The sequence below is a fragment of the Xylanibacter rodentium genome, assembly GCF_013166575.1.
In the GTDB taxonomy this organism is placed as follows: Bacteria; Bacteroidota; Bacteroidia; order Bacteroidales; family Bacteroidaceae; genus Prevotella; species Prevotella rodentium.
Window position 1 is genome coordinate 26,109 of sequence record NZ_JABKKE010000004.1, and the last position, 22,024, is coordinate 48,132.

Annotated in this window: 17 protein-coding genes; 7 read left to right on the forward strand and 10 right to left on the reverse strand. The window is 48.5% G+C overall.

Going from position 1 to position 22,024, the window contains the following annotated elements; genetic code table 11:
• Positions 1-13: 13 nt before the first annotated feature.
• Both HPS55_RS03545 and HPS55_RS03550 read right to left on the reverse strand, forming a co-directional pair.
• Positions 14-751, reverse strand: a complete 738-nt coding sequence (locus HPS55_RS03545) for an ABC transporter ATP-binding protein (protein WP_172176513.1) — start codon at positions 749-751, stop codon at positions 14-16.
• Positions 752-851: 100 nt separating this feature from the next.
• A complete protein-coding gene (locus HPS55_RS03550; RefSeq protein WP_172176511.1) occupies positions 852-2,984 on the reverse strand; it encodes a cation:proton antiporter in 2,133 nt (710 codons plus the stop codon).
• 159 nt (positions 2,985-3,143) lie between these two features.
• On the opposite strand from HPS55_RS03550, the gene HPS55_RS03555 reads away from it, so the two are divergent.
• Together HPS55_RS03555 and HPS55_RS03560 are read left to right on the forward strand one after the other, a co-directional pair.
• Positions 3,144-4,154 carry an aspartate-semialdehyde dehydrogenase gene (locus HPS55_RS03555; protein ID WP_172176509.1) on the forward strand — a complete coding sequence of 337 codons (1,011 nt, stop codon included), beginning with the start codon at positions 3,144-3,146 and terminating at the stop codon, positions 4,152-4,154.
• Between the two features lie 693 nt (positions 4,155-4,847).
• Positions 4,848-6,260 carry an AAA family ATPase gene (locus HPS55_RS03560; protein WP_172176507.1) on the forward strand — a complete coding sequence of 471 codons (1,413 nt, stop codon included), beginning with the start codon at positions 4,848-4,850 and terminating at the stop codon, positions 6,258-6,260.
• Between the two features lie 444 nt (positions 6,261-6,704).
• Here the strand turns inward: HPS55_RS03560 and HPS55_RS03565 are convergent, their stop codons facing one another.
• Positions 6,705-7,853 carry an MFS transporter gene (locus HPS55_RS03565; protein WP_172176505.1) on the reverse strand — a complete coding sequence of 383 codons (1,149 nt, stop codon included), beginning with the start codon at positions 7,851-7,853 and terminating at the stop codon, positions 6,705-6,707.
• 536 nt (positions 7,854-8,389) lie between these two features.
• Here HPS55_RS03565 and HPS55_RS03570 point away from each other — a divergent pair.
• Both HPS55_RS03570 and HPS55_RS03575 read left to right on the forward strand, forming a co-directional pair.
• On the forward strand, positions 8,390-9,058 hold the full coding sequence (locus HPS55_RS03570; protein WP_172176503.1) for a hypothetical protein: 669 nt from the start codon (positions 8,390-8,392) through the stop codon (positions 9,056-9,058).
• A gap of 24 nt (positions 9,059-9,082) precedes the next feature.
• Positions 9,083-9,334 (forward strand): hypothetical protein, encoded by a 252-nt coding sequence (locus HPS55_RS03575; RefSeq protein ID WP_172176501.1) that lies wholly within the window; start codon positions 9,083-9,085, stop codon positions 9,332-9,334.
• Positions 9,335-9,402: 68 nt separating this feature from the next.
• Here the strand turns inward: HPS55_RS03575 and HPS55_RS03580 are convergent, their stop codons facing one another.
• Genes HPS55_RS03580 through HPS55_RS03590 form a run of 3 tightly spaced genes read right to left on the reverse strand, consistent with a single transcriptional unit; the run spans position 9,403 to position 12,353 of the window.
• The gene (locus HPS55_RS03580; RefSeq protein WP_172176499.1) at positions 9,403-10,014 is read right to left on the reverse strand and encodes a hypothetical protein; all 612 of its coding nucleotides are present in this window, start codon (positions 10,012-10,014) and stop codon (positions 9,403-9,405) included.
• A 55-nt stretch (positions 10,015-10,069) separates the two neighbouring features.
• A complete protein-coding gene (locus tag HPS55_RS03585; protein ID WP_172176497.1) occupies positions 10,070-11,212 on the reverse strand; it encodes a DUF3696 domain-containing protein in 1,143 nt (380 codons plus the stop codon).
• Positions 11,213-11,216: 4 nt separating this feature from the next.
• Positions 11,217-12,353 carry a DUF262 domain-containing protein gene (locus HPS55_RS03590; RefSeq protein WP_172176495.1) on the reverse strand — a complete coding sequence of 379 codons (1,137 nt, stop codon included), beginning with the start codon at positions 12,351-12,353 and terminating at the stop codon, positions 11,217-11,219.
• A gap of 430 nt (positions 12,354-12,783) precedes the next feature.
• Here HPS55_RS03590 and HPS55_RS03595 point away from each other — a divergent pair, with 430 nt between their 5' ends.
• From HPS55_RS03595 to HPS55_RS03605, 3 genes are read left to right on the forward strand one after another with little or no spacing between them, the layout of a single operon-like run.
• Entirely contained in the window at positions 12,784-15,567 is a 2,784-nt protein-coding gene (locus HPS55_RS03595) for a DNA gyrase/topoisomerase IV subunit A (RefSeq protein ID WP_172176493.1), read from the forward strand.
• Positions 15,560-16,402 (forward strand): DUF3316 domain-containing protein, encoded by an 843-nt coding sequence (locus tag HPS55_RS03600; RefSeq protein ID WP_172176491.1) that lies wholly within the window; start codon positions 15,560-15,562, stop codon positions 16,400-16,402. Before HPS55_RS03595 ends, HPS55_RS03600 begins: the two co-directional genes overlap by 8 nt.
• Positions 16,399-17,433, forward strand: a complete 1,035-nt coding sequence (locus tag HPS55_RS03605; RefSeq protein WP_172176489.1) for a S41 family peptidase — start codon at positions 16,399-16,401, stop codon at positions 17,431-17,433. The genes HPS55_RS03600 and HPS55_RS03605 overlap by 4 nt, the downstream gene beginning before the upstream one ends.
• 16 nt (positions 17,434-17,449) lie before the next feature.
• On the opposite strand, the gene HPS55_RS03610 is transcribed toward HPS55_RS03605, so the two are convergent.
• The 4 genes from HPS55_RS03610 to HPS55_RS03625 all read right to left on the reverse strand — a co-directional run bounded on the left by HPS55_RS03610 (position 17,450) and on the right by HPS55_RS03625 (position 21,890).
• Positions 17,450-18,343 carry an Rpn family recombination-promoting nuclease/putative transposase gene (locus HPS55_RS03610; RefSeq protein WP_172176487.1) on the reverse strand — a complete coding sequence of 298 codons (894 nt, stop codon included), beginning with the start codon at positions 18,341-18,343 and terminating at the stop codon, positions 17,450-17,452.
• Positions 18,344-18,753: 410 nt separating this feature from the next.
• Positions 18,754-19,785, reverse strand: a complete 1,032-nt coding sequence (gene recA / locus HPS55_RS03615) for a recombinase RecA (RefSeq protein ID WP_172176485.1) — start codon at positions 19,783-19,785, stop codon at positions 18,754-18,756.
• Between the two features lie 206 nt (positions 19,786-19,991).
• On the reverse strand, positions 19,992-21,230 hold the full coding sequence (locus tag HPS55_RS03620; RefSeq protein ID WP_172176483.1) for a saccharopine dehydrogenase family protein: 1,239 nt from the start codon (positions 21,228-21,230) through the stop codon (positions 19,992-19,994).
• Positions 21,231-21,293: 63 nt separating this feature from the next.
• On the reverse strand, positions 21,294-21,890 hold the full coding sequence (locus tag HPS55_RS03625) for a DUF6621 family protein (RefSeq protein ID WP_172176481.1): 597 nt from the start codon (positions 21,888-21,890) through the stop codon (positions 21,294-21,296).
• Positions 21,891-22,024: the final 134 nt, after the last annotated feature.

The window sequence follows — 22,024 nt, forward strand, 5'->3', positions numbered from 1 at the left end:
TTTTGTTCTGTTGTTAGTTTGTTATGGTGTCCGAGTTTTGTTCCTGCATAGAGTCTCTGTCCGGCCCAGCCGCGGGTTCGGACTTGTCAGAGTCTGATATCGATATGACCATTCCGTCGCGCATCTTTATGGTGCGGTCGGTGATGGCAGCCAACTGTTCGTCGTGTGTTACGATGACGAAAGTCTGTCCAAACTTGTCGCGCAGATTGAAGAACAGCTGATGCAGTTCCTGTTTGTTTTTTGAGTCGAGGCTGCCTGAAGGCTCGTCTGCCAGAATCACGGCCGGATTGTTGACCAGCGCACGTGCTACAGCCACGCGCTGCTTTTCACCGCCCGACAACTCGTTGGGCTTGTGGCCGGCTCGGTCGGACAGCCCCATGAATTCAAGCAGTTCCGTAGCTCTGGCCTTGGCGTCTTTGGTGGAACGTCCGGCGATATATGCCGGAATCATGATGTTTTCAATGGCTGTAAACTCCGGAAGAAGCTGATGAAATTGGAATACGAACCCTATGTGGCGGTTGCGGAATTCAGCCAGTTTTCTTGTGCTCATGCTGCTTGTATCTATGCCGTCTATAGCAACGGTGCCGCTGTCCGGCCTGTCGAGCGTTCCTATTATCTGCAGCAGAGTGGTCTTGCCGGCTCCGCTCGGTCCGACTATGCTCACCACTTCGCCTTTGCCTATTTCGAGGTCGATGCCTTTGAGTACTTGCAGTTGACCGAAACTCTTTTTGATACCTTGGATTTTTATCATTGTTTTTTCTTTATTTTTATTGAGTTACGCATATATTTCCTGTCCATTGCAAAGTCCGGACAATACTTTTTGTCTTGCCGGCTTAAGGACTATTGTCGTTTCATGCCCTGCCTCTCTTGTTGTTTATCCACTTCATTATTGACGAATATGCGCTTTCCTGTTGTTCCTGATGTTGTGGTGCCGTGAATGTCATGGCATCCTGAGGCTGTCCGTTCTGGTCGGGATATACAATCATCAGATTGCATGACGGGAAACATGCAGTCAGTTCTTCGGGCAGATTTTCGAAAGCGGGCTTGTATGACACAGTGCCGGGACGGGCCGTGATTACTACGAGCAGATGGTCGTTGTTGATCTGTGTCGCGAGTTGCGTGATGCTTTTCCAATGTTGCATCAGTTCATATTCGGCACGCACGTCGGGATGGCGGTTCTGTATATATTCGTTTATGAGCGTCATGGTTTCTTTCCGCCCGTGAAATATCATTCGGCATCCCAGATTGGATGCCAGCCTCGACAGTCGTTCTATCCACCGATAGAACCCAGCCTCGAACTCCACCCGCGACGGCACTGCCACATGAATGCGTCTTAGTGTGCCCAAAGGTTGGATAATACGGCATATCATTATCTGTCGGTTGATGTCTGTGATGAGTCCTTGCGTATATGCTCCCCAAAAACTGTCGCCGGGATCGGTACGCCGGTGCAGTCCCATGATTATCTCGGAGGCGTCGTTTTCTTTGAAAGCGTGCTTTATGCCGTTGGCTATGTTTATGGCCAGACGGCTCTGTGTCTGCATCCGCACGTCGGCCGACCCTGCCACAGCCTCGGCATGTGCCAGCAGTTTCAGTCCTGCGTTGCGGTTGCGCCCGCTGTAGATATTGTCGTAAACCACGTTCAGACCTATCAGCCCGCGGTTCAGTTTCCTGTTGCTTGTCAGTATTGCCAGATGTACCAGCGAGTCGGCATCCTCGGCATGTTGCAGCGGCAGCAGTATTTTCTCGTCGTCGCCCGTCTTTTCCGTCTCTTCGGGCTGCATCTTCTCGCGCAGCAGAATCCTGCGTGCCGAGTTCTCCACCACGACAGAGCTGATGATGCACGTGAACAGAATCATCATCACCACACCGTTGAGCATGTTGGCGTCTACGAGATAGCTGCCGTCGTCCATCTTCAGGTGCATGCCCACCATTGTCATGGCTATTCCGCCGGCGGCGTGGGCCTCGGTCAGTCCGAACATCATGTGTCCCGACAGCAGCGGCTTCTTGAACGATATGCACGACACGTATGCTGCTATGGCCTTGCTCAGCGTGCCTACCACTACCATGCACAGCACTACCCACAATGTATCGAGTCCGTCGAACAGCACGCGTATGTTGATGAGCATTCCGACACCGATAAGGAAATATGGAATGAAGAGCGCGTTGCCTATGAACTCGATGCGGTTCATCAGCGGTGACAGCCTGGGGATGAACCTGTTGAGTATCAGTCCGGCGATGAATGCACCGAAGATGCCCTCCAGGCCGCACATCTCGGATGCGGCCGCACTGAGAAACAGCACCGAAAGTACGTATATATATAGCATCACCGCATCGGCATAGCGTCTGAAAAACCACCGGGTGAGCCGCGGCAGCAGCACTGACGCACCGACACAGAAGAGCGCCACCTTGATGACGAACAGCCCCCAGAACATTCCTCCTGCCTCACCGTTGTGTGCTCCGACAATGGCGGCGAGAACGAGCAGCGACAGCGCGAGGGCTATCATCGACGATCCCACGCTCAGAGCCACGCTCGGATGTCGCTGCAGTCCGTAGCGGCACACGATAGGGTAGGCTATAAGGGTGTTTGCCGCAAGTATGCATGACAGCAGCAACGATGTCGTTGGCGAGTATCCCAGAAGATATATTCCTGTGAGGTAGGCCATGGCAAAAGGTATCGTGAACGTGAGCAGACCGAATATCATGAACCGCAGTTTGCGCCGCATGATGTCCTGCAGGTTCATTTCCAGACCGGCGAGGAACATGATGTAGAGCACGCCCACCTTGCCGAACAGCTCGAATGAGGAATCGCGTTCGAGGATGTTCAGTCCGTAGCGTCCCACGGCAATTCCAGCCAGAACCATTCCGATGATATGCGGAATGCGCAGCTTGCCCATGATGATGGGCGCAAAAAGGATGATGCATAGCACGACAAAGAATATCAGTGTCGGGTCGGTAATAGGGAAATAATGTGATATATCGGGCATAATCATCAAGTCGCGGTCACTGTTTTATGGTGCAAAGGTGCGAAAAAAATGTCAGATTCATGGCTTGCGGACACAAAAAATATCATTCGTGACGGATAATAGCATTAAAAGTTGTAATTTTGCCGTGGAAATATTCACAACTTTAAAAATGACAGACTTATGAAAGTAGCAATTGTTGGAGCGAGCGGAGCCGTCGGGCAGGAGTTTCTGCGTGTACTTGCAGAGAAAGATTTCCCTATTGACGAGCTTGTGCTTTTCGGTTCGGAACGTAGTGCCGGGCGTACGTATAAATTCCGCGACAAGGAATATGAAGTCAAACTTCTGCGTCATGGCGACGACTTCAAGGGGGTAGACATTGCTTTCACGTCGGCCGGAGCGGGTATTTCCAAGGAATATGCCGGTGATATTACGCGTTACGGTGCCGTGATGATAGACAATTCGAGCGCTTTCCGAATGGATGACGACGTGCCATTGGTGGTGCCGGAGTGTAATGCCGGTGACGCCCTCAACCGTCCGAGGGGTATCATAGCCAACCCGAACTGTACCACCATAATGATGGTAGTGGCTCTTCAGCCGCTGGAGAATCTCAGCCATATCCGTCGTATTCACGTGGCAAGCTATCAGAGTGCGAGTGGTGCCGGAGCTGCGGCCATGGCAGAGTTGCAGCAGCAGTATGGCGAAATAATTGCGGGGCAGCCCGTAACGGTGAAAAAGTTTCCCCATCAGTTGGCCTATAACGTGATACCGCAGATTGATGTGTTCCAGCCTAACGGATATACCAAGGAGGAGATGAAGATGTTCAACGAGACACGCAAGATAATGCACAGCGATGTGCGCTGTTCGGCCATGTGCGTGCGTGTGTCGTCGTTGCGCGCTCATTCCGAGTCGGTGTGGATAGAGACAGAGCGCCCCATTTCGGTCGAAGAGGCGCAGCGGGCCCTCGCTGCCGCTCCCGGAGTGACGCTGCACGATGATCCGGCCAACCTCGTATATCCCATGCCGCTTGATACTGCCGGTAAGGACGACATTTTTGTAGGTCGTGTACGTAAGGATCTGGCCGATGACTGCGGCCTGACATTCTGGCTCAGTGGCGACCAGATACGCAAGGGTGCCGCCCTCAACGCTGTGCAGATAGCCGAGTATCTCATCAAGGTGGGGAATGTGAAATAATCAGTCTGAAGTGGGCTGTACCTAAATTCAGTTCATGTAACTTGATTTCAATTCATTCATGTAGCTTGTAGGGACTTATTCTTGTATTTGTCCGTTTATAATATACTGATATTTAATCGTGTATGGCGGACAAATACAAGAATAAGTCCCTACAAGTTATATGACCTGAAATAAAAATCAGCCTCTCCTAATTATCTTTACAAATCACTTCGTCGCCCGTTACAAAATCGCGTTTTTCAGCCAAGAGGCCGAAAAACGCGATTTTTCGTGTAAAATAGGATGCGCTGATAATCAGCAGGTTACGCTCTTTTCTCTTTGATAGCGCCTTGTAATAAAAGCAGAGAGGCCCTCCCGACCTTGCCGTAAGGGCCTCCCGGCTCTCCCGTTACGGTGCCGTTGCTCTCTCATTACGCCGTAATGGCGACCCCGGGAGGCCCTTACGGCAACTTCGCCACACCCGAAATGCGTGTAAAGAAAGCAGAGAGGGCCTCCCTGCTTTTCCGGAATGAGAAAAAAGAAGTGCAGAAAATTAAGAAAGAAATGGACATTTTATACAATTCATGATGATTCTTCATTGATATACTTCCTCAAAAAAGTGCGATTCTTGGTCGGTAACTCGAAAAAAAAGTGAGTTACCGACCAAGAATCGCACTTTTTTGTGTATCTTTGTGGCAGATAACCCAATTTTTTGTTATGGCTGATACTATCATAGGTAGAAAAATAGAGCAGGAGATATTGCGCCAGCGAATTGAATCCAAATCGCCGGAGCTGATTGCAATTTACGGTCGTCGCCGTATTGGCAAAACCTTTCTTGTGCGTAATTATTTTAATGATACATTCAGTTTCTATTCCACCGGAATCTATCAAGGTACGAAAAAAGAACAGCTTGGTGAGTTCAACCGCCAGTTGGCGTATTATTCGGGATATAAGTGGCCGGTAGCAAAGGATTGGTTTGACGCTTTTGCGCAGTTGCGCGAATATTTGGAATCCATAGGCGGCGACAAACCCATTGTCGTATTTCTTGATGAATTGCCGTGGATAGACACACAGAAGAGCCGGTTTGTAAAGGCATTTGAGTATTTCTGGAATTCGTGGGGCGCAACAAACAGCCGTTTGAAATTTATAGTCTGTGGCAGTGCTACCACATGGATGCGGGAGAACGTGCTTTCTGATAAGGGCGGATTGTACAACCGGACCACGCGCAGCATATATCTTTCTCCTTTCTCATTGTATGAAACGGAGCAATATCTCATTTCGCACGGCATAAACTGGAGCCGCTATCAGATAGCGGAGTGTTATATGATTCTTGGCGGTACGCCTCTCTATCTGCAAATGCTTGAACGGCATCTGAGTCTCGCACAGAATGTGGATAATCTGTTTTTTGTGCAAAATGCTCCGTTATCGCGAGAATATAATTTCCTGTTTCGTTCGCTCTTCAACGAGGCGACACTGCATAAACAGATTATAGAGGCGTTGGCCAACAAGGCTTCCGGACTGACGCGCACTGAAATTATGTCGGTAACTAAGATTGAGGACGGCGGGGCTCTGACAAAAGCGCTGCGCAACTTGTGTGATTGTGATTTCATACGCCAGTATACGGCATTTGGCAAAAGCGAACGCGGAACAATATTTCAGTTGACAGACTTGTTCACGCTGTTCCATTTGCGTTATGTCAAAGGTTATCGCGGGCAAGACGAATGTCATTGGCAAAATATGATAGACTCCCCATCGCGCCGGGCTTGGAGCGGCTATTCGTTTGAGCAGTTGAGTCTGCACCATATTCGTCAAATCAAGCAAAAATTGGGTATAAGCGGTATACAAAGCGATGTTTGCGGATGGAAAGGAGAAGGGGCGCAGATAGATTTGCTGATAGACCGCAGAGATCAGACTATCAATCTTTGTGAAATGAAATTTTCGCAAGGGGAGTTTGAAATAACCAAGCAATATGATGAACGTTTGCGGGAACGGACAGAAATATTCAGAAAAGCAACCAAAACAAGGAAATCACTTCATCAGACATTTGTTACGACATACGGTATAAAGAAGAATATGTACAGTGGAACCGTGCAAAGTGAGGTGATACTTGACGACTTGTTTGCAGAGTGACAAATCAAGCAAATTCTGATGTTGGTTGCCGTGCGATAAACAGCAACCTAAAGAAACAACGATAAGCATCTACATAATCAAGCGCTTTCCGAATGTACGACGATGTTCCACTGGTGGTTTTCTGGCTCAGCGGCGACCAGATTCGTAAAGGTGCCGCCCTCAATGCAGTGCAGATAGCTGAATATCTCATCAGTGTGGGCAACGTGTAGATCGTAGTTAAGCCAGTACAACGGCCCTGTACCGCCAGTACAGGGCCGTTGTACTGGCGGTACAGAGGCTTTGTACTGACAGTACAGCGGCCTTGTATCGGAGTGGGAATGAGGAAGGTGCCTGTAAATCCGGTGGTTGCGATGGCGACACTTTGGGCGTCATGGACTTACAGAGGGCCGGTCTGTGCGTTGCTGTATATCGTTTTTATGTTGTTTTGGGGCTTGGCGTCTTATATCATTTCGTGTGTTCGTACTTTCTGCAGAACACAATCATACATATAAGGCCGGCAATGGCGAGCGGTGTGCCGAACAGTGCGGGATAGCTGTAGCCCAATCCTATTTCGATGGGCAGTCCGCCGAGCAACGCCCCCACAGCATTCCCAAAATTGAATGCCATCTGTATGCTCGCGCCGCCGAGCATCTCTCCTCCGGGAGCATGCTTGAGGATAAGAAACTGCAGCGGACTGCTTACGGCGAAAAGACATCCGGTGCACACAACCATCAGTATGGCCGAAACCCACCCGTACTGTGCGAGAGCGAAAGTAAGCAGCAGCGATGTCACCGTAATCATGAGTGTGAAGCGGGCGACATGCCCCGGACCATATTTGTCCGATACGCGGCCGCTTGTCAGGTTGCCCGCCACCATGCCGAATCCGGCGGCTATCATGAGCATTGATATAACGTTGGGGGTGAATCCGCCTTCGTGTATCAGTTGGGGAGTAACATAACTGTACCAGCAGAATATACCACCGTTTCCCAACATTGTGGCGCCGAGAATCAGCCAGGGCGCACTGCTGCGCAGGAAAGCGAACTGACGGCGGAATCCATTGTCGGGCAGTGGCTCTACATATGGCACCCATTTCCATAGATAGTAAATCACAAGCAGGCTGCATAGGGCGACAAGCACAAACGGGCAACGCCATGAAATTGACGAGCTGAGTGCCGTGCCCAACGGCACGCCGAGCAGATTGGCCACCGTCATGCCGGCTATCATTATCGACACCGCCCCCGTCTTGTGACCGTCGTCGGCCAATCGTACGGCTACAATCGAGGCTACACCGAAGTAGGCACCGTGGGGAAGTCCGGATATGAACCGTGCGGCGAGCAGCATGTAATAGTTTTGTGCCATTACCGACAGCATGGCTCCGGCCAGCATCAGCGCGCCGAGAAACAGCAGTATGCTTTTGGGCGGATACTTGTGGACTACGGTGAGCATAGGCGCTCCGCAGCACACTCCGATGGCGTAGGCCGATATCAGCCGTCCAGCTTCGGGTATGCTCACTCCCATGCTCGTTGCCACATCGGGCAGTATGCCCATCATTACAAACTCGGTGATGCCCAAGGCCAATGTCCCCAAAGCCAGTGCGATGAGACTTTTCTTCATTGTTGATTTCGTTTTTTTTGTTATCCTGAATGTTGTTCGTATGCGCTTATTGTACGGGGATGCAAATGTACAATAAAATAGCGAGATTATACACCGGCATGATAAAGAAAATGATTTTTCTTTAGAGAGAAGTCAGTTATTATTCTCGTGGAAACGATATTTTATGGCTTAAATTATCATGTTTCAGTCAGATTGGAATTTTTTGTTTTTTTTATAAATCAAAAAAGTTTTAGATAAATAGATGATTCTAATTGTTTATTATTACTTTTGTAGCCGGATAGGATAATTCCTTTCCAAGACATTTTAGAAGATAAAGAAGCGTTATGCTTATCTCGTATTTGGAAACCTGAGAAACTTTCAAATAGTGTATGAGAAAAGGCATAGTGGTTCTCACGCTATGGCGTGGGCTGCTATTACTACATCTTATACACTAAGGTTTTCTCAGGACCTCCAATACAAGACGTGGCATTTTGCAGTTCCACGCTTCGTGGTTTAATAAGGTCTTTGTGGTAGCTGGAGGACACAAAAAGAATAATATGAAAAGGATTTTATCAGTTGCAATGCTGCTCATGCTGTCATTGGTTTTGTGTGCACAAGAGAAGGATGTGACAAAGTTTCTCGGGATTCCTGTTGATGGAAGTAAGGCGGAGATGATTCGCAAACTTAAGGCAAAAGGTTTTATGTATGATTTTAAAACAGATTTGCTGAGTGGTGAATTTAATGGGCGGAAAGTGAAATTGAGTGTAGTTACAAACAATGATAAGGTTTGGAGAATTATGGTACAGGATGATGTTTATGTCAATGAAAGATCTATTCAAATAAGGTTTAATGACCTTTGCCGACAGTTTGAAAACAATACCAAATATATGTCAATAAACGAAGAACAGACATTATCGGACGAAGAAGATATTTCTTATGAAATAGCTGCACATAAAAAGCGCTATGAAGCCGTTTTTTACCAAAAGCCGGCAACGGATTTTGCTGAAATCATAAAAGAGATAGTTCAATCTTTAGCATATAAGTATAATGAAGAGGAACTAGCTAATCCAACAGAAGAGATAAAGTCTGAGATAACAGAATTGTATTTTAAAGATTATATATCCAAAAAATCGGTTTGGTTTATGATATCGGATTATTTGGGAGAATATAAAATCTTAATGTATTATGACAATGGACATAATTGTGCTAATGGCGAAGACTTATAAACTCAAATAAATGTAACAATAGAAATGAAAGAAATGAATCAAGAGATGATTGTCAGATGTGGAAAAGCTATAGACAGTCTTGATGTGTTGAAAAGTTTGTGTGAGAAAGAGGCCGATAATTTGTTGAAAATAATAGAAGTTTCATCGGAGTCTGGTTTTTCTGTATCGTTCTTTACAGATGAATGTAAGTCGGAATTGATTTGTGTGGGAAATTTCAATAGAGCAGAAAATGGACAATCCTGTTATACATTGGATTTCTCTGAAACAACTTTATAATGTCTTAGCGTTACCGATTAAAGGCAGCTGTGTTGTAACTGATATGTTATGTCACAGCTGTCAAGCAATTATATGTTTATCTTTTTATCCGAATCTCTTTTCTTTTCATCCAACACACCGTCCATGTTCGCCTCTCCCAAATGATGTTTGCCTGTGCTGTCAAATACTTCATAGTGATTTCTGTGCAGCATGTCCATATACCAGTAATGTCCGGTGCTTTTCTCTCTATATACAACGGCTCCTTGTACCGGGCTTATACCGGTACATTTTTCAAAACGGCTGATGTTTTTGAGTGAAAATAAGAACACGCCTTGTTCTTGTGCATACCCCATCAGATCGGCGATGGTATGAAAGCATGGTATCTTTACAAATTCCTGCGGATAGTCGGCTTCATGCTGTGCGTCCTGAAACAATACCAACCGGTTGTTACAGTGCCGGCAGCTGTCTATACAAACAAATTGCGTGCCTTCATTGATGCTACGCCACAGCAGATGCTCCAGTCCGTCATATTCCGGACATATTCCACACTGTTCTATGTCCCAGCTGTAGCATGTGAGATTATAGTCAGTGTTAGAATGGTTGATATAGTTTGTGTCACGCAAGTAGCATATTTGTTCTCTATCGTTGACATTGAACCAATATTTCACCGTCCTGTATCTTTTCTCTCTCAATTCGTTCAAAATGGGTCGAGTGACGGTGTCTACAACTTTGAAATACACATTCAACATACGATAATCACTCCTCAAACAGTTTGTACATGTCTTTTTCCGTTTGGTCGAAGAATCCTATTGGCTGGTAGTCAAGTTTGCCGTTATCCAATATTTCCACATTCTCAATTTGTAAGGTTCTGTCTGTCATGGTGTGGAAATAATATATAGAAACAGCGTCTTTGCTTATGCCGCAGGCTGTATTCTTGGAATGTGCCTTACATGCCAGTTGTATGCCGGATATGATATGGTCACTATGTGTCTCGACAATAATTTGAACACCAGTGGCGGCTACCATTGTCATCAGTTTGGCCAGTTCGGATTGTCCGGCAGGATGCAGATGGGCTTCCGGATTCTCGATGACAATCAGAGCACCCGGGCGAGCCGACAGCAAAGCCACTATTACAGGTAGGGTGTACGATATGCCATATCCCACATTTTCGGCTTTCAGGTCTTGTATGGCTTTGCGTTGCTCAGTTCCGTCGACTCCATAAGTTATCGAGAATGAATTGTTGTCTTTCGACGGTTCTATATCAAGCGTGATGTTGGGGCTGATTTTCTGTTCCCAATAGACTGTTTGGTTAAGTAGACTCAGGTCGGTTTCCTGTCCGTTGGTATAGTCATGCACATCGTCATGTCCGAACTTATAAAGATATTGGGCTATGAGCTCTCCCTGGCCGCATTCTAATGATATCTGTCTTTGTGTTTCGGCTGCGTATGTCTCTTTGGGGAATATGCTTCTGCCTCCCCAGCGTGAAGCACTGATATATTGGAAATCATTGTTGAACAGAGACATGTTGTCAAGTTTGTTGCTGGTGATATTGCTGCTGTACGATTTCTTTTTAAGGAAAGAGTCGGTCAGCGACTCTATTCCAACATCGAAAATGAACGAAAAGGTCTCATTGTTATCATCTAAAATAAAAGAGAGTTCTCCTGCTGTTGCCAGACGATACAGTGCATCGTTGCCTATGCCGATGTTGCATAGCGGCTTGTTCAGGTCGAGACCGTCTATCAGGCGTCCTTTTTGGTATGTCTGTCTGAGCAGAAGGAAGGCTTGTATCACACTCGTCTTGCCGCAGCCATTAGTGCCCGCCAGTACAGTCAGATTATCCAATCTGATATCTGTGTCTCTGTGCGACTTGAAATTTTTTATGTTTAACCTTGTTATCATCCCGTTATATTTTTATGCCGTTAATACTTTTTATCAGAATCTCATTGAAAACGGAAAAACGTTTTCTTACAGATTCCTTTTTGGCTGTACCGCTAGAGAAAGCACCGCTGTACGACTGGTTATCCTTCATCTCCTTTATAAGATTGTCTTTGAATAGTTCCTTGTGTAACAATAATTTTTTGGATTCTTCATCAGAGAGTTTGGCCAGCCCCACTGAAATTACTTCAAAATAAGCCTTGTTCAGTGGTCTCCTGTAGTCTTTCTTGCTTGTCCTTTTTCTGAAAGCATCGTCACCGAATATCTGTGAAGCCAGATTCATGGCCTTTACAAAATCTCGTTTCATTGTCTCTGTCTTGTCATCATACTCACCCTTTTTAATACCTTTCATGCATGTGTTGATGAATTCGTCCAAATCTGGCACCGTATAGTTCTCATACCCTATAAGATAGAAAGCCACAAAACGTGATACGAAGTCCATATCTTGCTTGCGCAATGTGGGTATAGTGTTCAATGTAGCCGAGGTGAATGCTGGATATACGGACATTTCCTTTATAATGTCGATGGCCTTTCCTATATATACAGCATTTCTTATTTCCTGTGTAGACAGTGTTATGCCACCAGTGTTCAGTCTTTTGAACAATATATATTTCACATCGTCCGGTACTCCGTTCTCCAATACATTTACGGTAACAGGAAGCATTCGGATATCCCTCTTTATCTCGAAAGGGAAATCGTCTATTGTCTTTCCTTCGAAATCAGTCAGAAACTCCATGTTCTGTAGCCTCAATGTCTTGTCCACATAGAAATTGCGGATGGTGCAACATCTCTGCAAACCGTCTATGATTCTCCATTTTTTCTTTGATACTTCTTCAAAGTAGAAAGCTGGTAGGCGCAGACCGAGTAATACCGACTCTATCAGACGGCTCTGCTGGGTGTCGTCCCACAGATTCTGCTCACGCTGATATTCCGTGTCAAAGTCAATATAGTGGTATTGTATCATATCAATGATATCCCCCATATTCATGGGAGGTGTGCTAAGGCGAATGTCGTTTGGTGAAAACGGACTGACAATAGCCTTATATGATGGAGAGTTCAGTTCCGTTTCTATATATTCACTTTCTATTGATATGTCTTTTTTCATGAGAGTGGCTTTAGGTGATTGTCCTTTTGTTTTCGGCACTGATGTCTTGGTTATCATGGATATAACATAGAAAACCGATAGATGCAAAATTACAAATAAATATTGGAATAACCTCAAGAATAAGGAGAAATGACACTAAATGATTTAACACCAATGTCGTTACTGTGTAAAATGTGGCTCTTTAAGTGGAGAAACTGATACTTGTTGATTGTTAACGTTTCTTGTTTTTACGTAAAAATATGATTTTTCGAGATGTCGCAGAAAAACGATGTTTTTTCCGATAGCCGATGAAATGTTTTGATCCGGCAACTCTGTGCGGCAGAATATGTGCAAATACTTTTTTGCCTGTCATTACTTAACGAACACGTCGTTTATTTTGCATTCTCGTATTTTTTCCGTAACTTTGAGGCTCGAAAAGCAATGACAATCTATGAGTGACGAGAGAAGAGACGACGAGATAAAAGAAGAGGAGATGATTCCTGCCGGTGGTAACGCAGATGAGCTGTCGGACGAATCTTCAGACGGACTTTCCGCCGGACAGGCCGATGATGGTGAAGAGCACTCCGACTACAAGCCGGTGGACAGGTTCGACGCGTCGGTGGTGCACCACCTGAGCGGAATGTACCAGAATTGGTTTTTGGATTACGCATCTTATGTAATCCTGGAACGTGCCGTGCCACATATCGGAGACGGACTGAAACCCGTACAGCGACGCATATTGCACTCAATGAAGCGGATGGACGACGGCCGGTACAACAAGGTGGCCAACATCGTGGGACATACAATGCAGTTTCACCCCCATGGCGATGCCTCGATAGGCGATGCCCTGGTGCAGCTGGGACAGAAGGATCTGCTTGTGGACACTCAGGGAAACTGGGGAAACATTCTGACGGGCGACCGTGCCGCCGCACCGCGATATATCGAGGCGCGGCTGTCTAAGTTTGCTCTCGACACGGTGTTCAACCCCAAGACCACCGAATGGCAGTTGTCGTATGACGGCCGCAACAAAGAACCGATAACCTTGCCCGTGAAGTATCCGCTGCTGCTGGCTCAGGGCGCAGAGGGCATAGCTGTGGGACTGTCGTCGAAGATTTTGCCGCATAACTTCTGTGAGATATGTGACGCTGCCATCAGCTATTTGCACGGTGAGGAGTTTACGCTGTATCCGGACTTTCCTACAGGCGGAAGCATCGACGTGTCGAAATACAATGACGGACAGCGCGGCGGTGTAGTCAAGGTGAGGGCGAAGATAGAAAAGAAAGACAACAAGACGCTCGTGATACGCGAGATACCTTTCGGAAAGACCACCTCGACGCTCATCGACTCTATACTGAAAGCCATAGAGAAGGGCAAGATAAAGGCACGTAAGGTGGACGACAATACGGCGGCGGAGGTGGAGATACTGGTTCATCTGGCACCGGGAGTGTCGTCGGACAAGACACTCGACGCGCTTTATGCTTTCTCCGACTGCGAGGTGAACATATCGCCGAACTGCTGTGTGATAGAGGACAACAAGCCCAAGTTCCTGCGTGTGGGCGACGTGCTGCGCAGTGCGGTGGACAATACCAGGGACCTTATACGTCGCGAGCTGGAGATACGCCGCGGCGAGCTGATGGAGCAGCTGCACTTTTGTTCGCTCGAGAAGATATTCATTGAGGAGCGCATATACAAGGACCGAAAGTTCGAGCAGGCTCCTGATACCGACGCCGTATGCGCCCACATTGACGACAGACTGACACCGTTCTATCCGCAGCTGGTGCGCGAAGTGACCAAAGACGACATACTGAAGCTGCTTGAAATCAAGATGCAGCGCATACTGAAGTTCAACAAGGACAAGGCCGACGAACTGATGGCGCGCATAAAGGCTGAGATAGAGGATATCGACCGCGACCTTGCCAATATGGTGGAGGTGACGGCACGCTGGTTCGCTTTCCTTAAGGACAAATATGGCAATGACCATCCGCGCCGCACGGAGATACGCAATTTCGATACCATTGAGGCTACCAAAGTGGTAGAGGCCAACGAGAAACTGTATATCAACCGTCAGGAGGGATTCATCGGCACGGGGCTCAAGAAAGACGAATATGTATGCAACTGCTCCGATATAGACGACATAATCATATTCTACAAGGACGGTATGTTCAAAGTGGTGCGCGTGGCCGACAAGATATTCGTGGGAAAGAACATCATATACCTCGGTGTGTTCAAGAAGAATGACAGACGTACAGTATACAATGTGGTATACCGCAACGGAAAGAAAGGTTTCTATTATATGAAGCGCTTCTGGGTGGCCAGCATCACCCGTGACCACGAATATAATATCACGCAGGGCACACCGGGATCTAAGGTGATATATTTCACGGCCAACTCCAACGGTGAGGCTGAGGTAATCAAGATTACGCTCGACCCGATGGAGGTTTCGTCAAAGCGCAAGTCAAGCATATTCCTCGAGCGCGATTTCTCGGATATAGCCATCAAGGGCCGAATGTCGAAAGGCAACATCATGACAAAGAAGCAGGTGGCCCGCATCGGACTGAAGAGTCACGGACACTCTACGCTTGGCGGACGAAAGGTCTGGTACGATCCTGATGTGAACCGTCTGAACTACGACGAACATGGCCGTCTGCTCGGTGAGTTCTATGACGACGACATGATTCTTGTGGTATTGTCCAACGGAGATTTCTATGTGACCAACTTCGACGTAAACAATCATTATGAAGACAACATCAGCATCATAGAGAAGTTTGAAGCCGACAAGGTATGGACGGCCGTGCTTTTCGATGCCGACAACAACGGATATCCGTACGTCAAGCGTTTCCTGATGGAGGCCACCAAGCGCAAGCAGAATTATTTGGGCGAGAATCAGCAAAGCCGTCTTGCACTGCTTACCGATGTGGTATATCCGCGCATAATGGTTACATTCGGAGGTGGCGACGCGGCCCGCGAACCGATGGAGATAGATGCTGAGCAGTTTGTGGGCGTCAAAGGTTTCAAGGCCAAAGGCAAACGTATCACCATGTGGCAAGTTGAAAGCATAGAGGAACTGGAGCCTGTGAGGCAGCCGGAACAGGCTGACGATGAAGGCGCGGAAGACGATGCCGACATACAGGATGCCCCCGGAACACCGGAAGACGAAGATCCGGATGCCGGCAAGTCGGAACAACAGGTGATAGACGAGATAACCGGTCAGCTAAGACTGTTTGAGAATGAATAGAAATACATTCCGCAAAATTACGTCAACGCTCATTGCCTTGTCGGTGTGCGGCACGGTAGTGACAGCGCAGGCACAGGCCGATTCTGCCGCTGCCACGGGACACTGCATCACCACAGCATCGTATGCGATAGGCTATGGCCCCACGCGTGTCCTTGACACATATCTGTCGCAGGAGCATTTCAGCGGCGGAGGCATCACATTCCTGTCTGCCGTACACAGACAACGGCCGTCCCGTCTATGGAGTACGGTGATGCAGCACCAAGCCGGTATGTCGTTTTCAGATGACCGCAGTGGCAATGCCGATGAGCTGGAAGGAGCATACGAATTCTTTTGGGGCAGATACCGGACATGGACATTTGCCGGCGACCGTCTGCAACTTAGAGCCGGAGGAATGATGAATGCCGGAGCGGGATTTGTTTACAACACTCTCAACGGCAACAATCCCGCACAGGCCCGTATTCATGTCAACATAATGCCGTCGGTGGCGGCAACTTGGCGTTTTTCTCTTTTGCAGCGGCAGATGGCCGTAGGTTATGAACTTGAACTGCCGCTGTGCGGCCTTATGTTCAGCCCTAATTACGGGCAGTCGTACTATGAGATTTTTTCGCGCGGCAATTACGATCACAATATCGTGCCGACAACATTTGTCAGCGCTCCCGATTTCCGTCAGCAGATAATGCTTGATATAAGCGTGAGCCGGCATACCGCATTGCGAGTCGGCTATCTCGGCGATTATCGTCAGGCTAAGGTGAACAATCTGAAATCGCATATCTATTCCCATCGGTTCATGATAGGAATAGTGAAGCGTTTCAGTATAATCAATTATCGCCAATGAAACGCATTCCAATCTACATCAATCTTATTGTAATATCACTTGTTTCCGTATTCGCCACCGTATCGTGCGTTGACGAGGATGAGTTTGAAGATTCACCACAAGGCAATTTTGAGGCTCTGTGGAAGATTATAGACGAGCATTATTGTTTCTTCGATTATAAGCGTCAGGAATATGGACTCGACTGGAATGCTGTCTATGACAAGTATCGTGTGCGCATCGACAACGGCATGACAAGCGAACAACAGTTTGAAGTGTTGTCGGACATGCTTTCGGAACTGCGCGACGGTCATGTCAATCTTGCCTCATCATACGATTTCGGACGCTACTGGAGCTGGTACGAGGATTATCCGTCTAATGTCAGCGACACATTGTTGAGGCGCTATCTTGGTACGGACTATAAGATTGCGGCAGGATTGAAATATAAGATTCTTGACGACAACATAGGCTATATCCGTTATGAAAGTTTCAATGACGGGATAGGTGAGGGTAATCTTGATGAGGTGATTAACCATTTTATGCTGTGCCGTGGCATTATAATTGATATTCGCGGCAACGGTGGAGGACTGCTGACAAATGCCGAACGGTTTGCAGCACGTTTTGTCAACAGGCCTGTGATGGTTGGCTATATGCAGCACAAGACAGGACCGGGGCACAGTGCATTCTCGGCGATGGAGGAGCAGTGGCTGAAGCCGTCCTGTAATCTGAGGTGGCAGAAAGCGGTATGTGTGCTGACCAACCGCAAGGTGTACAGTGCGGCCAACGAGTTCGTGAAGTACATGCGCTGCCTGCCCAACGTGAAGATTGTCGGCGACCGCACCGGCGGAGGTGCCGGAATGCCGTTCAGCAGCATGCTGCCCAACGGATGGGCGGTGCGCTTCTCCGCCTGCCCCATGTATGACAGCAGCGGCCGTTCTACTGAGTTTGGCATCGCTCCCGATTACGAGGTGGCTCTCAAAGACGCCGACTTCGCCGATGGCAAAGACACGATAATTGAGTTTGCACGCAGCATAATCGGCAACGGCATGCAGTAACGGTATTTATGTTATATCATGGCGTTGCCGGTGATGATGGCAGTCCTTCAATCTCTTCCAACGACAATCCGGTAACGGTGGATATCACCTCGTTGCTCACACCAAGCGCTTTCATGCTTTGAGCATGGCTGATGTTCGCTTCAGCCAATCCTTCAGCTCTTCCTTCAGCTCTTCCTTCGGCCTTTGCCGTGTCGATAACATCGTTCTGTATCATAATAGCGTCAAGATGGCGTTCATAGTCTAATTTTTCTTGTCGTGTCATTGTGAGGCACTTCAGCTTCTCCTTAGCCTCGCTGAGTCCCGGAGCGGTGGTGTCGTCCTTGATATGCCCGTTCTTGAGGTAGTCGAGCCATTCCTCAAGCGGCGTGGTGGCTACCTTGTTGAATTCGTTGACACGTATGATGAAGTATTCGGGGAACACCTCCGTAGGGGTTTTCATACGTATGGCATCGTTTTCCTTGGTGTTTATCACGAGCGTGTCGTCGGTATGTACGCCGCGGAACACCGTCTGTCCGTGGTACAGATAGTCGCTGCCCTTGCCGAGGTCGAAGTAGAGTATGTTTATCGAGTAGACTTTCTTCACCTTGTCGTACTTGTCGCCGAGGGAGATGTGCTCGGTGATGGTCTTGGCTACACCGTAGAGCATGCGCTCGAGGTAGTAAATCTCGCGGGTGAGCTGTATCTCGACGATGATAATCTCGTCCTTGCTGTTACGCGCCTTGATGTCCACGCGGTTGAACTTGTCTTCGGCCGTCTCCCGGTTGCCCTCGCTCTCGAGAATCTCGATGATGTGTATGCGCTCGTTTAGCAGCACGGTGACTAGACCTTCAAGCACGTCGAAGTTGGCCTTGTCGCGGAGGATGCGCTTTGCGGCCCAGTCGAAACGGATGTATTTTTCGTTGATGTTCATGTCGCACAGTATGTTTCGGGTTTTTTGAATGATTGATGCAAATATACGGAAAAAATCGTGAGATTCATACACCGGAAGGATATAAAAAATCTTTTATGGAGGAAAGACAGCGCATAATTCTGTAAGCAACAAGGTTTTTTGCTGTTTCTTGGGCGTTTTTCAGCCGTTTTTAGTTGTACTTTTACATACAGACCGTTGCCAGCATACCATCCCGATAAAACGGGCGTGTCGCGGTGCGGCATCACGGTCAGTACACACGCTGGAGATTTTTGACGTGTGTGGCATATCAAAATCCGATTCATGATATAGGCATATTCTTGTATTTGTCCGTCAGAATGTTACAAGCGGACAAATACAAGAATATGTTCCTACGAGTTATATGAACTGGTATTTGGCTATATTGTTATGCTTTATTTCTCCCTGTCGGCGATGGCCTGCATGATGAGGCCCTCCAGCTCCTCGCACAGTTCGGGGTTGTCGCGCAGCAGCGCCTTTGTGGCATCGCGGCCCTGCGCCAGCTTTGAACCGTTGTACGAGAACCACGAGCCGCTCTTCTGAATGATGCCGTACTCCACGCCGAGGTCGACGATTTCGCCGATTTTCGAGATGCCCTCGCCGAAAGTAATCTCAAATTCCGTCTTGCGGAACGGTGGAGCCACCTTGTTCTTGACCACTTTCACGCGCACCTGGTTGCCGATGACGTTGTCACCGTCCTTGATGCTCGTCACGCGGCGGATGTCGAGACGCACGCTCGAGTAGAACTTAAGGGCGTTACCACCCGTAGTTGTTTCGGGGTTGCCGAACATCACACCAATCTTCTCGCGCAGCTGGTTGATGAAGATGCACGTGGTGTTGGTCTTGCTGATGGTGCTGGTGAGCTTGCGCAGAGCCTGACTCATCAACCGTGCCTGCAAGCCTACCACGTTGTCGCCCATGTCGCCCTCAATCTCCTTCTTCGGGGTGAGCGCCGCTACCGAGTCAACTACGAGTATGTCGATGGCCGCCGAGCGTATCAGCTGGTCGGCTATCTCGAGTGCCTGCTCACCGTTGTCGGGCTGCGAAATCCACAGGTTGTCCACGTCCACGCCAAGTTTGGCCGCATAGAATCGGTCGAAAGCGTGCTCTGCGTCTATGAAGGCAGCTATGCCGCCGGCCTTCTGTGCTTCGGCGATGGCATGGATGGCCAGTGTTGTCTTACCTGACGACTCCGGACCGTAAATCTCGATGATGCGTCCGCGCGGATATCCGCCCACGCCCAGTGCGGCGTTCAGTCCGATGCTTCCTGTAGGAATCACGTCCACCTGCTCTATATGTTCGTCACCGAGCTTCATTATCGAGCCTTTGCCGAAGTCCTTCTCTATCTTTGACATGGCAGCCTGCAATGCTTTCAGTTTCTCCTCGTTGGGAGACAATGCGGCTCCTGTCTCTTCTTTCTTTGCCATAGTATTTGGTTTTAAGTGATGTGGCTGTGTTAAAATTAAACTCATGAAACTTGTAGGGACATATCTTGTATTTGTCCGGTCGATAAATGTTGAATATCGGCATTTTACAAGCGGACAAATACGAGATTTGTCCCTACAAGTTTTGACACAGCTTTCATCTGTTATACATTATATTATAATATTATATGCGATGCGCCGGCGCGGTATTACAGCTCTAGGTCGCCGTCGAATACCTCGTGCCACGGCAGCCCCTGCTTGTTGAGTTGCTCCATGAACGGATCCGGGTCGAACTCCTCCACGTTCCACACGCCCGGCTTGCTCCACAGGCCTTTGAAGAACATCATTGCGCCAATCATTGCCGGCACGCCCGTGGTGTAGCTCACGCCCTGCATGCCCGTCTCGTTGTAGGCATCCTGATGCTTGCAGTTGTTGTATACGTAGTATGTACGTTCCTTGCCGTCCTTCACGCCACGTATGCGGCAGCCGATGCTCGTCTCGCCGTCGTAGTTCTCGCCGAGGTCCTGCGGATTGGGCAGCACGGCCTTTAGGAACTGTAGCGGGACTATTTTCACGCGTGCCGTCTTTCCCGAACCGTCGGCCAGAGGGGCTTCGTATTCCATTTCGTCGATGCGCGACATGCCTATGTTCTGTATCACGTCGAGATAAGTGAGATACTGCTGTCCGAAAGTCATCCAGAAGCGTGCCTGACGTATCGTCGGATAGTTCTTCACCAGGCTCTCCAGCTCCTCGTGGTGCATCAGATAGCTCTCGCGCGGGCCGATGTTGGGGTAGGTGAGCGGCTTGTGCACTGACAGCGGCTCTGTCTCGAGCCACTCGCCGTCCTTGTAATAAAGGCCTTTCTGGGTAATCTCCCGGATGTTTATCTCGGGATTGAAGTTTGTGGCGAAAGCCTTGTGATGGTTGCCTGCGTTGCAGTCAACGATGTCGAGCGTGTGCATCTCGTCGAAGTGGTGCTTGGCGGCATAGGCTGTGTAGATGCCGCTCACGCCCGGGTCGAACCCGCAGCCGAGTATGGCCGTCAGTCCGGCCTGCTCGAAGCGCTCCTTGTATGCCCACTGCCACGAGTACTCAAAGTGAGCCTCGTCCTTCGGTTCGTAGTTGGCCGTGTCGAGATAGTGGCATCCGCATGCCAGACAAGCATCCATGATGGTAAGGTCCTGATAGGGCAGGGCAAGGTTTATAACAAGTTCCGGCCGGTAGTCGTTGAAGAGAGCTTTGAGCTGCTCGACATCGTCGGCGTCCACCTGTGCCGTGCTGATGTTCATGGTCAGTCCGGCTTTGTGTATGTCCTCGACTATCTTGTCACACTTCTCCTTGCGACGGCTCGCAATCATGAAGTCGGTAAATACGTCGGTATTCTGTGCAATCTTGAATGCGGCTACGGTGGCCACGCCACCTGCGCCAATCATCAATACTTTTCCCATTGTCTTGTCTTTATCGTTTTTTTGTTATTAATGTCTGTTTCCGGTCTTGGGATGTCCCGTATTTCATTTTATCTCGTCGGCCCTTATGCCGAGTGCCTGCATGAGCGAGTAGCCGAGTATCTCCTGACGGAAATTGCCGCCCGGCATAGGCTGCATGGCAAAGACAGTGACAGTCTTTTCACCGCAGTCGAAGCGGCGCAGCGTGGAGCGCACCTTGTCGTATATGGTCTCGGCATCGGGGATTACCATCAGGCGTTTCACGTCCTTGCTGTTGCAGATGACTCCGAGTGCGTCGGTGAACAGGTCGGCTGCCGTCACCATGTCTTCTTCCACGGGCAGCGAACTGACGGTGAACTCTCCCAGATTTCCGTAGAAAGCCTTGCCGTCGAGCTCGGAGGCATATTCGCCGGGGGTGAAATTTTCCATCCGTGTCTTTCCCTTTCCGTGAATCAGCACCACCTGTGTCTCGTGCTGTCCCTCACGCAGCCCGCCGTCGAGTGCCACGCATTCCAGCCATCGCGCCATATCGGCCTTGGGGATGCGTCGGCCTATCATCCGCTCGAAGTTTACAATGAGGTCGAATGCTACTTTGTCAGCGTAGTCGGCGTCGACAAGTATCACATTTCCGCTCCATTTATCTTTTTTCTCAAAGCTGTTCATAATTGCAAAGATAGTGCAATTCGGCTGAACGGCAAAATTAATGCTACATTAATTATAATTAAGTGGACAAAATTAGTTTATATTTGGAAACGCAAGGATGGCGGGTATACGGTTGATTGCATTTATTGATGGCG

What these genes read in the sequence shown, in the direction of transcription:
- HPS55_RS03600 (WP_172176491.1), top strand. Translation starts at nt 15,560, where the DNA reads ATGAATAGAAATACATTCCGCAAAATTACGTCAACGCTCATTGCCTTG.
- HPS55_RS03595 (WP_172176493.1), top strand. Translation starts at nt 12,784, where the DNA reads ATGAGTGACGAGAGAAGAGACGACGAGATAAAAGAAGAGGAGATGATT.
- HPS55_RS03545 (WP_172176513.1), bottom strand. Translation starts at nt 751, where the DNA reads ATGATAAAAATCCAAGGTATCAAAAAGAGTTTCGGTCAACTGCAAGTA.
- HPS55_RS03585 (WP_172176497.1), bottom strand. Translation starts at nt 11,212, where the DNA reads ATGATAACAAGGTTAAACATAAAAAATTTCAAGTCGCACAGAGACACA.
- HPS55_RS03605 (WP_172176489.1), top strand. Translation starts at nt 16,399, where the DNA reads ATGAAACGCATTCCAATCTACATCAATCTTATTGTAATATCACTTGTT.
- recA (WP_172176485.1), bottom strand. Translation starts at nt 19,785, where the DNA reads ATGGCAAAGAAAGAAGAGACAGGAGCCGCATTGTCTCCCAACGAGGAG.
- HPS55_RS03560 (WP_172176507.1), top strand. Translation starts at nt 4,848, where the DNA reads ATGGCTGATACTATCATAGGTAGAAAAATAGAGCAGGAGATATTGCGC.
- HPS55_RS03625 (WP_172176481.1), bottom strand. Translation starts at nt 21,890, where the DNA reads ATGAACAGCTTTGAGAAAAAAGATAAATGGAGCGGAAATGTGATACTT.
- HPS55_RS03575 (WP_172176501.1), top strand. Translation starts at nt 9,083, where the DNA reads ATGAAAGAAATGAATCAAGAGATGATTGTCAGATGTGGAAAAGCTATA.
- HPS55_RS03590 (WP_172176495.1), bottom strand. Translation starts at nt 12,353, where the DNA reads ATGAAAAAAGACATATCAATAGAAAGTGAATATATAGAAACGGAACTG.
- HPS55_RS03565 (WP_172176505.1), bottom strand. Translation starts at nt 7,853, where the DNA reads ATGAAGAAAAGTCTCATCGCACTGGCTTTGGGGACATTGGCCTTGGGC.
- HPS55_RS03610 (WP_172176487.1), bottom strand. Translation starts at nt 18,343, where the DNA reads ATGAACATCAACGAAAAATACATCCGTTTCGACTGGGCCGCAAAGCGC.
- HPS55_RS03620 (WP_172176483.1), bottom strand. Translation starts at nt 21,230, where the DNA reads ATGGGAAAAGTATTGATGATTGGCGCAGGTGGCGTGGCCACCGTAGCC.
- HPS55_RS03550 (WP_172176511.1), bottom strand. Translation starts at nt 2,984, where the DNA reads ATGCCCGATATATCACATTATTTCCCTATTACCGACCCGACACTGATA.
- HPS55_RS03555 (WP_172176509.1), top strand. Translation starts at nt 3,144, where the DNA reads ATGAAAGTAGCAATTGTTGGAGCGAGCGGAGCCGTCGGGCAGGAGTTT.
- HPS55_RS03570 (WP_172176503.1), top strand. Translation starts at nt 8,390, where the DNA reads ATGAAAAGGATTTTATCAGTTGCAATGCTGCTCATGCTGTCATTGGTT.